General features: G+C 70.0%; 9 protein-coding genes and 1 rRNA gene. 4 read left to right on the forward strand and 6 right to left on the reverse strand.

All coding sequences use genetic code 11. The features are described 5' to 3' along the window. Nucleotides 1-152: 152 nt before the first annotated feature. Both rrf and ACWGDX_RS14500 read left to right on the forward strand, forming a co-directional pair. Nucleotides 153-269, forward strand: a 5S ribosomal RNA gene (rrf, locus tag ACWGDX_RS14495). A gap of 165 nt (nucleotides 270-434) precedes the next feature. Then, nucleotides 435-992 carry a GNAT family N-acetyltransferase gene (locus ACWGDX_RS14500; RefSeq protein ID WP_453625507.1) on the forward strand — a complete coding sequence of 186 codons (558 nt, stop codon included), beginning with the start codon at nucleotides 435-437 and terminating at the stop codon, nucleotides 990-992. A 76-nt stretch (nucleotides 993-1,068) separates the two neighbouring features. Here the strand turns inward: ACWGDX_RS14500 and ACWGDX_RS14505 are convergent, their stop codons facing one another. The 6 genes from ACWGDX_RS14505 to ACWGDX_RS14530 all read right to left on the reverse strand — a co-directional run bounded on the left by ACWGDX_RS14505 (nucleotide 1,069) and on the right by ACWGDX_RS14530 (nucleotide 8,815). Beyond that, a complete protein-coding gene (locus ACWGDX_RS14505; RefSeq protein WP_453625509.1) occupies nucleotides 1,069-2,793 on the reverse strand; it encodes a type IV secretory system conjugative DNA transfer family protein in 1,725 nt (574 codons plus the stop codon). 1 nt (nucleotide 2,794) lies between these two features. After that, nucleotides 2,795-4,246: an ATP-binding protein gene (locus ACWGDX_RS14510; RefSeq protein WP_453625511.1), complete on the reverse strand. Its 1,452-nt coding sequence runs from the start codon at nucleotides 4,244-4,246 to the stop codon at nucleotides 2,795-2,797. 118 nt (nucleotides 4,247-4,364) lie between these two features. Further along, a complete protein-coding gene (locus tag ACWGDX_RS14515; RefSeq protein WP_382855075.1) occupies nucleotides 4,365-5,918 on the reverse strand; it encodes an SCO6880 family protein in 1,554 nt (517 codons plus the stop codon). Further along, nucleotides 5,915-7,279 carry a hypothetical protein gene (locus tag ACWGDX_RS14520; RefSeq protein WP_453625677.1) on the reverse strand — a complete coding sequence of 455 codons (1,365 nt, stop codon included), beginning with the start codon at nucleotides 7,277-7,279 and terminating at the stop codon, nucleotides 5,915-5,917. The genes ACWGDX_RS14515 and ACWGDX_RS14520 overlap by 4 nt, the downstream gene beginning before the upstream one ends. Before the next feature lie 79 nt (nucleotides 7,280-7,358). Continuing rightward, complete coding sequence (locus ACWGDX_RS14525; protein ID WP_453625513.1) at nucleotides 7,359-8,210, reverse strand: hypothetical protein; 852 nt, start codon at nucleotides 8,208-8,210, stop codon at nucleotides 7,359-7,361. Between the two features lie 296 nt (nucleotides 8,211-8,506). Then, nucleotides 8,507-8,815, reverse strand: coding sequence for a hypothetical protein (locus ACWGDX_RS14530; RefSeq protein ID WP_003985768.1), 309 nt, complete (start codon nucleotides 8,813-8,815; stop codon nucleotides 8,507-8,509). Between the two features lie 572 nt (nucleotides 8,816-9,387). Here ACWGDX_RS14530 and ACWGDX_RS14535 point away from each other — a divergent pair. Next, nucleotides 9,388-9,879 (forward strand): hypothetical protein, encoded by a 492-nt coding sequence (locus ACWGDX_RS14535; protein WP_453625515.1) that lies wholly within the window; start codon nucleotides 9,388-9,390, stop codon nucleotides 9,877-9,879. A 77-nt stretch (nucleotides 9,880-9,956) separates the two neighbouring features. After that, nucleotides 9,957-11,801: an alpha/beta hydrolase gene (locus tag ACWGDX_RS14540; protein ID WP_453625679.1), complete on the forward strand. Its 1,845-nt coding sequence runs from the start codon at nucleotides 9,957-9,959 to the stop codon at nucleotides 11,799-11,801. Nucleotides 11,802-11,896 lie beyond the last annotated feature (95 nt).

An 11,896-nucleotide genomic window follows, 5' to 3' on the forward strand; every position in this document is an offset into this window, starting at 1 on the left:
GGTTGATAGGCCGGATATGGAAGCCAGGTGACTGGTGGAGTTGACCGGTACTAATAGGCCGAGGGCTTGTCCTCAGTTGCTCGCGTCCACTGTGTTAGTTCTGAGACAATGAACGGCTGTGTGTTATCCGGTTGGTTGTTGTTTTATAGTGTTTCGGTGGTCATGGCGTGAGGGAAACGCCCGGTTACATTCCGAACCCGGAAGCTAAGCCTCACAGCGCCGATGGTACTGCAGGGGGGACCCTGTGGGAGAGTAGGACGCCGCCGAACAATTATTGTGTGAAGTGCCCTGTGCCGGTTATCCGGTACGGGGCACTTCTGCGTTCCAGGACTTTTTCTTTCCAGGACTTTCCGGGATCTTTCTGAGGGCCTTTCTGGCCGCCGCCGCGCGAAAACCGCCTTGCGAGCCGTGGCCCCTGCGCGGACTATCGGTGCATGAACCATGTGATACGTGCCGTCCAGCCCGATGAATGGGCCAAGGTCAAGGCGATCCGGCTGGCCGCGCTCCAGGATCCGGCCGCCCCGGTCGCGTTTCTGGAGACGTACGAGCAGGGGCTCGCGCACCCCGACCTGTACTGGCAGCAGCGAGCGGCCGGCGCCTCGCCCCGGCACGGTGCACGCTCAGGCCAGTTCATCGCCGAGGCCACGGACGGAAGCTGGTCCGGTTCTGTGGCCGTGCTGATCGAGGAGGCCGGCGGCAGCGACTTCTTCGGCTCCACCATCGCCCAGCCGCAGGGACATCTCGTCGGTGTCTATGTGCGTCCCGAACAGCGCGGCAGCGGACTGCTCGGAGCGCTGGTCGCGGAGGCGCTCGACTGGGCGTGGGGGCAGCAGGAACCGTGGTTGTCCCGTGTACGGCTCTATGTCCACGAGGGGAACCCGCGGGCGCGGGCCGCCTATCGCAAGCTCGGGTTCGTACCGACCGGGACCGTCGTACCGTTCGAGCACGATCCGCTCGCCAAGGAAGTGGAGATGGCGATCGAACGCCCCTGAGGGCTGTCCGTCCTGGTCGTCCGAGGGAGGCATTCCGAGGCAGGCATGGAGCCGGGTGCGGCGGGGAAGGCGCGTGCTATGTCTCGTCCGACAGGCTCTGGATATCGGCGTGGGGCCAGCGGTCCCGGCCCTGTTGCCGCGAGCGGAGCAGCACCAGGGCGGGTAGCCCCCGGTCCTGACCGGTGGCCAGCAGCTCCGGAAGCTGGGGAAGCGGAGCCACGGCGGCGACATCGTCGAGGACGAGCGTCATTGGTGGGTCGAGCCGACCGTCAGATGACCGTGCGGCCATGCGGCGGCCGTGCTCGACCACGCTTGAGGTGAGTGCGGTGAGCAGAGGCATCGCACCCGGGCGGGAGCGCGGATCTTCGATCGGCTCACCCACCACATACAGAGTGCCCCCCTCGCTCACAAAAGAATCCAGCGTGAGCGTATCGGTTCGGTTCGGGGTGCAGGCGTCCCGGATATGGACGGAGGACAGGGCGGCGAGCGCACGGGCCGTCAACTGCTGGGCCACTTCGCGGCGTTCGGGGTGCGCGGTGAGCGCGGACTCCAGGAGACCGGCGAGTCCGGAGGTGGCCTTGGGGTGGGTGCGGAGGATCCGTACCGCCTCGTGCGCGCTGCCGCCCTGCGCCCAGCGGTGCACCTGTTTGAAGGGCCGCCCGTCCACGGCCGCGGCGTGCAGCCAGCACCGCAGGAGCGTTTCCGCCGTGTCCGCCATGGCGGCGTCGAGCAGGGCGTGCGGGCGTACGGGGGCGAGCAGCGCGGTCGCGCGGGCGGCGGCGGTGGCCGCGTCCTCGCATCCCGTGGTGGGTGACCAGTGGAGCCGGGCCGGGGTGTCGCAGAGATGGCCCGGGTCGTAGAGCAGAACGGGACCGAGCTTGGCCCGCGCGTCTTTCGTCTCCGCCCACACCGTCGGGTCGGAGGTGACCACGAGGGCGGGACCCTCGGCGTCCAGGACGGCCTGGACGGAGACGGGACGGCGGGTGAGGGGATCGCCGTACTGTACGCGCGGCGCGGTACGTGGACCGGGGAGGCCGACGGACGCGGGCACGGGCGCGGCCGCGGATGTGAAGGTGGCGGACGCGACGGAGACGGTGGGCGTGGGGCCTGCGGGGGCCGGGGACGGCGCGGCTGCCCAGCTCTGGTGCCGGCCCTGAGTCCCGGCGTCGGCCTGGAGGTGGGCTTGGGGCTGGGGCTGGGGCCGGGATTGAGCGTGGGCCTGTGTCTCGGGCGTCTCCACGGACTCGACAGCAGCCGCCCGCGCGGAAGGTCCCGGGCCCGGTCCTGGGCCTGCTCCGGCCATCGCGGTGACGCCGCCCGGCCGGGCGGCCTTGCCGAGCACGTCACGTCCGTCCCGCGCCTGCTGCTCCCGCTCGTCGCGTAGCTGTTCGCGCCGGCGTGCTCGTACCGCCCGATACCGGGCCGTCACTCCCAGGACGAACACCGTGAGGACGGTCAGCACCATGAGCTGGCTTATCAGCAGTCCCCAGAACAGCCCGTACCCGGAGAGCTGCGACGCGGGGGTGTCCGGCCAGGCGCCCGCCACGTCGTGCGGCGCGGAGGCGAGCTGACGCATCGCCACGGGCGTACGGCCGTAGGTCACCCCGTCCGGCCAGGCGCCGTGTGTGAAGAGACCGGCCAGGCCGGTCGCCGTCCAGACCAGCAGCGACAGTCCCAGTACGAAGCCGAGCAGCCCGAGCAGCAGCCCGTCGGGGACACCGCCCCGGCCCTGAGCCGGACCGTACCCCTGTCCCTGTCCCTGTCCCTGTCCCTGTCCCTGCCCGTCGTGGTGGCGCGGCATCTCACGCCACCGTCGACTCGGAGGACTCGTTGAACTGCCGTTGCCGTTCAAGGAGGATCGCCCGCTGCTCCGCCTCCCATTCCGCCGCCTGCATGTCCGCGGGGAGTCCGGCGGCCAGGGCGTCGGCGGCGTCGGCCGCGTTCGACGCCTGGGAGTTCTCGGTCATGGCCCGGTCGGTGAAGACCAGCGGCCGTTCGGCCTCCGTGACGAGATGCTTGACGACCTGGACATTGCCGTTGACGTCCCAGACCGCGATTCCCGGTGTGAGTGTCGGGATGATCTCGACCGCCCAGCGGGGCAGTCCGAGCACCCGGCCGGTCGCTCTCGCCTCGTCGGCCTTCTGGGCGTAGATCGTCCGGGTCGAGGCCATCTTGAGGATGGCCGCGGCCTCGCGGGCCGCCGCCCCGTCGACGACGTCGGAGAGGTGGTGCACCACGGCGACGAAGGAGAGCCCGAGCCGCCGGCCGAACTTGAGCAGCCGCTGGAAGAGCTGGGCGACGAAGGGGGAGTTGATGATGTGCCAGGCCTCCTCGACCAGGAAGATGCGCTTCCTGCGGTCGGGGCGGATCCAGGTGTGCTCCAGCCAGACGCCCACGATCGCCATCAGGATCGGCATCGCGATCGAGTTGCGGTCGATGTGGGAGAGGTCGAAGACGATCAGCGGGGCGTCGAGATCGATTCCGACGGTCGTCGGCCCGTCGAACATGCCCCTGAGGTCACCGTCGACCAGCCGGTCCAGGACCAGCGCCACATCCAGGCCCCAGGCCCGTACATCGTCCAGGTCGACATTCATCGCCTCGGCCGACTCGGGTTCCGGATGGCGCAGTTGTTCGACGATGTCCATCAGGACGGGCTGGCGGTCGACGATGGTCTCGTTGACATAGGCGTGCGCGACCTTGAGCGCGAAGCCGGAGCGCTCGTCGAGGCCGTGTCCCATCGCGACTTCGATGATCGTACGGAGCAGGGCGAGCTGACCGGTCGTGGTGATCGAGGGATCGAGGGGGTTGAGCCGGATTCCGCCGTCGAGCGCCGCCATCGGGTCCAGCCGGATGGGGGTTATTCCCAGCTCCTGGGCGATGAGGTTCCACTCGCCGACGCCGTCCTCGCCCTGGGCGTCCAGGACGACGACCTGGCGGTCGCGGAAGCGCAGCTGGCGCAGTACGTAGGTCTTCTCCAGCGCCGACTTGCCGTTGCCGGACTCGCCGAGCACCAGCCAGTGGGGGGCCGGGAGCTGTTGGCCGTAGAGCTGGAAGGGGTCGTAGATATAGCCCTTGCCGCTGTAGACCTCGCGGCCGATGATCACGCCCGAGTCGCCGAGGCCGGGGGCCGCGGTGGGCAGATAGACGGCCTGGGCCTGGCCCGTGGACGTACGGACCGGCAGCCGGGTCGTCTCCACCTTCCCGAAGAGGAAGCTGGTGAAGGCATCCGTGAGGACGGACAGCGGATCTCGCACCACAGGCCCCTTTCGGCTCGTCGGTTGTCAGCGGTAGTCGGCGCTTCGCGTCGGTCGGTGTCTGGCGGGCGGGCAAGCGGGGCAGCGGGGCGGTGGCGGGCGGCGGCGGGCGGTGCGGCTAGCGGCGGATGCCGGTCGCGAACGGCAGGGTGTTCACAAAGGCCCGGTGGTGCTCGCGGTCGCACCACTCCAGCTTGAGATACGACTTGCCGGCCGAGGCTCTGATCGTGCGTTTGTCCCTGGCCAGTGCCTCGGGTGTCCTGGAGGACACTGTGATGTACCCGACGAGGTTGACGCCCGCCGCCCCGCTGGCGAGATCTTCACCCCGCTGGTCCAGCCGCCCGTGCGCGGCGATGTCGCGCGGGTCGACGGTGCGGTTCATCTTGGCGGCGCGGCTCGCCTCCGCCTCGTCGTTGGTCTTCTCCGTCAGCATCCGCTCGATGGCGATCTCGGTCGGTTCGAGGTCCATGGTGACCGAGACCGTACGGATCACATCGGGTGTGTGGACGAGCAGGGGCGCGAGGAAGTTCACGCCGACCGGGGTCATGGGCCATTCCTTGACCCAGGCGGTGGAGTGGCACCAGGGCGCGCGGGTGGACGACTCCCGGGTCTTGGCCTGGAGATAGGTCGGTTCCATCGCGTCCAGCTCGGCCGGCCAGGTGTTTCGTTTCGTCATGGCCTGGATGTGGTCGATGGGGTGGTCGGGGTCGTACATGGAGTGCACGAGGGAGGCGAGACGGCTCTGCCCGAGGGGTTGCCGTACCCGGATGTCCGCCTCGGCGAGCCGGGCGCAGATGTCGGTCAGCTCGCGGGCCATGACGACGGCGAGGCCCGCGTCCCGGTCGAGTTTCCTCGTACCGGCGGCCTGGCGGGCGGCACGGGCCATGGCCTGGCCCTCGGCGGCCAGTTCACGGGTGTAGTGCATACAGGCGACCAGATAGGCGCGGTGCTGCTCGCTGGAGGTGGAGACCATCGACTGGAGCTGGTCGTAGGAGTTCTGGAGCCAGTCGGGGGAGGCGGAATCGCCGCGCTGGGCGACGTCCTTGGCGTGCGCGTCGGGGTCGGCGGGGAGCGTACGGGCGAGCATCTGGAGCCGGGTGACGAAGCCGTCCCCGTTGGCGACGTGCTTGAGGAGCGTGCCGAAGCGGTCGACGAGGGCTTCCTGGTCCTCGCTGTCGCGCAGTCCGACGCCGGGGCCCTCGATCTCGATGGCGGCGGTGACGGTGCGGCGGTCGGCGTGCAGCAGGACGGCGATCTCGTCGGGGCCGAAGGGCGCGGCCAGCCAGTTGATACGGCCGATGCCGGGGGGCGGGCCGATCTCGACCTCGCGGCCGTCGAGGGAGGTGCCGGCCTCCATGGCGGCGGAGCGGTAGACCGTACCGCCGCGCAGGGTGCGTTTGAAGCTGCGGTTGATCTCGTACCACTTGTAGAACGTGCGCTGTTTGTACGGCACGTAGACGGCGGCCAGCGCGATGAGCGGGAACCCGGCGAGGGTCACGATCCGCAGCGGCAGGACGGGCACGAGGAGCCCGCACATCATGCCGATGAAGGCGCCGGCGATGATCAGGGCGATCTCGCCGGTCTCGCGGTTCTTGCCGACGATCGCGTTCGGCCGGGCGCGGCCGATGAGATACGTGCGGCGGGGCGCGATCGCGTGGGACTGGGTCGTCAACGCCCTCCACCTCCAGTGCTGTTGTTGCCAGTTCCAGTTCCAGTGCCGGTGTTACGTGAGCCGTGGGGGGTGCCGCCGGTGGGGCCGCCGCTCCGGGGCGGGGGCGCGGCGGGAACGCTGCCGGTGCCCGCTCCGCCGCCGGAGTTGCGTGAACTGTGCGCGGCGACGCCTCCGGAGACCGGATTGGCGGGCCGTCCGCCGCTTCCGCCGCCGCTGTTGCCCTGCTGCTGGGCGCCGCGGCTGCTGTGGGTCTTGATGCCCTGGGAGACGAGGGCGGCGGGCGAGCTGATGAGGGCGGCGGCCTGGGCGCCGTCGGTGGCCTGCTTCCGGTTGGTGCGGGAGGAGGCGACCTCGTCGCCGAAGCCGGGCACGAAGCGGTAGATCATCGCGGAGGCGAAGATCGCGAGCAGGATGATGGCGAGGCCGGAGACGACCGCGGAGAACGCGTCGGGGCCTTCGTCGGCGGAGAGCGCGCCCGCGAGACCGAGGACGATCATGATCACGGGTTTGACCAGGATGACGGCGATCATGATGCCGGCCCAGCGGCGGACATGGCCCCACATGTTCTTGTCGACGAGCCCGGCGTAGACGACGGTGCCGAGGAGCGCGCCGACGTAGAGGAGCGCGGCCCGGATGACCAGCTCCAGCCAGAGGACGCCGGCGGCGAGGATCGACACGAGGGCGACGACGATCAGCATGATCGGGCCGCCGCCGATGTCGTCGCCCTTCTTGAGGGCTTCGGCGAAGCCGCCGAAGAAGACATCGGTCTGGCCGCCGGTGGAGGTGGCGATGACCTCGGTGACGCCGTCGGTCGCGGAGACGATCGTGTAGAGGATGAGCGGGGTGAAGGCGGAGGCGAGGACGGTCAGCCAGAGGAAGCCGATGGCCTCGGAGAGCGCGGTGGTCAGGGGGACGCCGCGGATGGCGCGCTTGGCGACGGCGAGGAGCCAGATGACGAGGGTGAGGACGGTGGAGGCGGCGAAGATGACGGCGTACTGGCGCAGGAAGGCGGCGTTGGTGAAGTCGACGTTGGCGGTCTCGTTCACCGCGTCGCTGAGCTTGCCGACGATCCAGGCGGCGGCGTCGGCGCAGCCTCTGGCGAGGGAGGAGAGGGGGTCGAGGGCGCTGGCGGGATCGGAGACGCCGCCGGAGCGCGGGGCGCCCGCGGCTTTCTCGCCGTCCTCGCAGTACTCCTTGGCCTGGCCGACGATGAGGTCGCAGACGTTGTCGCTGGCACTGGGCGACGGGCTCGACGAGGCGCCGTCGGTCGGGGTGGGACTCGGTGTCGGCGCGGCGGAGGCGCGGGTGGCCAGGGCCAGGGCCAGGGCCAGGACCAGCGCCGAGGCACCCGCCAGGGACATGGCGAGCGAGGAGGCACCGAGCCGGCGGCCGGCGGAGTTGCCGGGGCTGGGGCGACCGGGACGGCTGGGACTGCCGGGGCTACCGGGCATAGGTGAAGCCTCCATATCCCTCAACGGCCTTGGCGATCTCGTCCGCGGTGGAGGCCCGGTTGTCGCCGGTGACCGGCGTGGGGCCCTCTGACTGGCTCGACGAGGAGACCTTCCAGTCACCGTCGATCCACTTGAGCTTCTGGGTGATGGTGAACCAGGTCTCGGCCACCGGCTTGGTGGATTCTTCGCCGGCCAGCCCCACGAGACCGGTGGACCAGACCTCGACGGTCGCCGTGGTGGAGTTCAGATCGGTGACCTTGGTGCCCACGGGCACGGTCCTGGACACGAAGGTGAGACCCGTGGGGGCGGAGCCGTCCTCGTTGAGGCCGACGTTCTGGTAGAAGGCCGGGGAGTACGCCGTTTCCATGTCAACGAGTAGTTCTTCGACGGTGCTGGGATCGTGCGTGGCGCGGATGATGCCCTGCCGTGCGTCCGCGTTGAACATCTCCGCGGAGCCCAGTGCCACCGCGTAGTTGGCTGCCGCGCTTGCCGCGCCCTGTTCGTCCTGGGTGAAGCCTGACGGGATTGTGCCGTTCTTGCCCGTGACCGGCTTCACGCCCGATGCCGCTGTCGGGTCGGCGGCCGCGGCTCCCGTGTCTTTGCCGGTGTCGGCGGACTTGTCGCCGCCGCGGTTGGCGAAGGCGATGGCCGCGATGAGGAGGACGACCACGCCCACCACGGTGATGAGGGAGCGGGAGCCGCGGGCGGGGCGGCGGGCGCCGCCGTACATCTCGCCGCTTCTGCCGTCGGGCAGGCGCGTACGGGTCTGGCCCGTGCCGCCGAAACCGTCGTCCGTACGGCCCGAGTCGCCGCCGTAGCCGTGCTCGTCGCCGAAGCTCATGCCGCGTACGTCCCCTCAGCCGTTTGCGGTTCCGCGTGGTCCGCGTAGTACGACGGTAGCCGTGCTGGTTGCCGCGCGGGCGCGGTGTGGTGACTCGACATCAGGGAGACGCAACCTCAGCCGGTGGGCGCGACGGACAGGTGGTGTTGAAGGTGGTCCGGGCACGCCCGGTACGGACTGGTGGGAACGGGACTGGTGGGAACGGGACTCGTGGTCAGGGCTTCGACAGGATCGGGGACAGCGTTCGGAGAGGGGCTCGGGGACAGGGCTCGGGGACGGGGACTTGGGGACAGCGGCTAGACGGCCATCCCGTACACGATGGTGAAAAGCGTGCCCAGCGAGCCGATGATGAAGACACCGGTGAGCCCGGCGACAATCAGCCCCTTGCCCTGTTCCGCGCTGAACGTGTCCCTGAGCGCGGTCGCTCCGATCCGCTGTTTGGCCGCGCCCCAGATCGCGATGCCGAGGCAGAGCAGGATGGCCACGGCCATCACTACCTCGATCATGACGCGGGCCTCGTTCCCCAGAGTCCCGAAAGGCCCCCAGTTCGGGGCGATGCCACCGATGATGGTGGTGATGTCGCCCTTCTCGGCCGCCAGGTACATGTAACTCACCGCCCCTGTTGGGTTGTTCACGCCCACGCCCCCATGGCATGGGTCACGCTCTATCTTCGCTGATGGAACCGCTCTCGTATGCCGCTTGGCGGCTCTCTTTACCCGATCCCCGCACATATGACCGATCATGCCGCCCTGACCTGGCGTGGATCGGACATCTGCGTACGCACATGGTTACTCTGTGTATCACGGTGCGTGACTGCGGGCAATGACTGTCGTTGTTACACCTTTACGGTCACGTCCCGCCCGGGTCTGATCGATCGGGTCGTGGTGGTCGGCCACGGCGGTCGGCGCGCAGTCGTCGGGGTCGGGGAGTCGAGGATCCCGTCGCGCCGCGCCAACCGTACGGGTGAACTTGGTGCCCGCGCCGGGCCGTACGGCCGACGGGCCGCTGCCCATGGATACCCAGGACTGTCCGGGGCCACGGGCGGCTCCGGCGTATCTATGCGGCTCCCGCGCTCTGTTTGTGAGCGGGGCGGCGAGGTGTCCGCCTTTGGCACAGTGCCGGTCGACATCCCGGGCGAGGGACAGGGGCCTGGGTGAGGAACAGAGGCGAGAGCGGCATGGCGGGGTTTGTGGGGCACGGACAGGGGCAGGGCGCGCAGGACCGGAACGGGTGGGACCGCAATGGGTGGGGGCAGAGCGGGGCGGCGGGGGACGCGGACCAACCGGACGGTCCGCGGCGTCTGATCGACCTGGCCGTCGGCGGCGTACCGGCTCCGCGCACCGGCGGGCCCCGGCACGGCGGAGAGTTGCGGCACAGCGGCGGTCCCTGGACGCGGGCGGCCGGGGCGGCCGAAGCGCTGCGTACGCATATGGGCCTGGTGCGGGGTGAGTTCGCCGCCGCACACGAGGGGGTGGCGGCCGGTACGGAGGGCCTGGGGGCCGCGGCGGTGCTGCGGACGGTGCGTATGTCGTGGGAGCGGCGCGTCGAGATCGCGATGGGGGAGTGCGCGAGCCTGGCGGTTCATCTGCGGGCGGTCGCGCGGGACCAGGGCGAGTGCGAGTCGGCGATCAGCGCGTCGTTCGCGCGGGTGGGTGGCGGCGGGCGGTGAACGGGTTCGGCGCTGGTCGTGGTCGTGGTGGCGGTGCTGGCGGTGCTGACGGTGGCGGTGGCGGCTGGGGCGGGGCGCTGACATGGACACAGTTACGTGAGCTGAAGTGCTCCGAACTGGAGGGCGCGGCCGACGGCTGGGGCAAGGTGAGCAACCGCGCGGACGCGGCACGGGACCGTATCGACAAGCAGCTCCTTGTGGGTCTTGAGGCCACGCAGAAGGGCGAGGCGCTGGAGGCGGCGAGCGCGCGGCTGGGGGAGCTGAGCCGTAACTTCCAGTACGTATATGTGGAATGCGGACTGATCCGTACGACCCTGAACAGCCTCGCCCAGGAACTGAGGGGGGCTCAGCGGATGCTGCGGGCGGCGCTGGACGACGCGGATGGCTTGAAGTTCACGGTCCACGCGGACGGTTCGGTCGGCTATCCGGCGGCGGGCGAACATCTGATCACACGGGACAAGCTCCCGGGCGGGACGGCCGAGGGCAGCGCGCTGCCGAGACTGCTGTCCCCGCCGCCGGCCCTGACGGCGCCGAATCCCCATGCGGCGAAGGCCCAGGAGATCGCCGACACGATCGCGTGCGCGGTCGGTGAGGCGAACCGGATCGACGCGCGCTACACGGCCACGCTCCTGAAGCTGACGGCTCCCCGGGACGGTCCGCTGACCTCCGACGCGATCTGGACGGACGCGCACGGCGACGCGACGGCGGTGCGGGGACTCGCGGACGAGTACCTGAGGGAGTCCATCCCGAGGGAGAAGTCCCCCGCGGAGCGCAGGGCGTGGTGGGACGGTCTGACGCAGGAGCGGCGCGAGGAGTATCTGGCGGTCTATCCGGACGAGATCGGGAACCTGGACGGGATCCCGGCGGAGGTACGGGACGCGGCGAACAGGGACAACCTGGCGCTGCTGATCGGAAAGCTGGAGGGGCGGGCGGGGGACGAGGGGGAGCGGACGCGGCTGGCGGGGCTGAGGGCGATCGACGAGCAGGTGCGGTCGGGCGGACATCCGCCGATGTTTCTGCTGGGGATCGGGGAGCACGGTAATGGGCGGGCGATCGTCTCCTACGGGAATCCGGACGCGGCGAGGAATGTCTCGGTGTATGTGCCGGGGCTGGGGACGTCGCTGGACGAGGAATTCGCGAGGAACGACCTGAAGCGGGCGCGGGACACGGCGGTGGGGGCGCGTGAGTACGACGCGTCCAGCGCCTCGATCGTATGGCTGGGGTACGACGCGCCTCAGCTCTCCGCCGCCGATGTCGCGGGCAATACGGATGTGATGTTCGCTGATCAGGCGCGGGTGGGGGCGGTCGCGTACAACGAATTCATGTCCGGCGTCTCGGCGACGAACCGGAACGAGGATCCGCATGTGACGGCCATCGGGCACTCGTACGGTTCGCTCACGGTCGGCCAGGCCGCGCAGCGCCAGGGAGGGATTCCGGGCGCCGACGACATCGTGCTGCTGGGCAGCCCGGGGACGGGTGCGGCTTCGGCCGACGAACTGGGGGTGGGGCGGAGGCATGTGTTCGTGGGCGCGGCGGAGAACGACCCGGTGACGGCGATGCCGGCCAAGATCGAGGCCCGCGGTATGGCGACCGGCGCGGTCAGCGGAGCGGTGGTGGGGTCCGCGGTGGGCGGGCCTCTGGGGGCGGCGGCGGGAGGGCTGGGGGGAGGAGCGGCGGCGTTCTTCGCGCAGGACGCGCAGGCGGACGACCGTGAAATCTGGTTCGGCACGGACCCGGCGCACGAGGCGTTCGGCGCGCGCCGGTTCCGGGTCGAGGACGGACCGCGTCCTCTGGGAGACCGGGGCGGGTTCACGGCGCACACCAACTATTTCAATCCGGACGACGATGAGGAATCCGCGCGGAATATCGCGAAAATCGTCGCAGGCCGAGGCGACAAGATCAGCACTCAGGAGCACCGATGAAAGCTGCATGCCTTGCCCTGATGGTAATTCCGGTTGTCCTGGTCTCCGGATGTGGCTCACAGCGAGGTGCCAGTGCCCCCGAAAGGAAGCTGCCC

This window comes from Streptomyces sp. NPDC055025, from assembly GCF_053608565.1.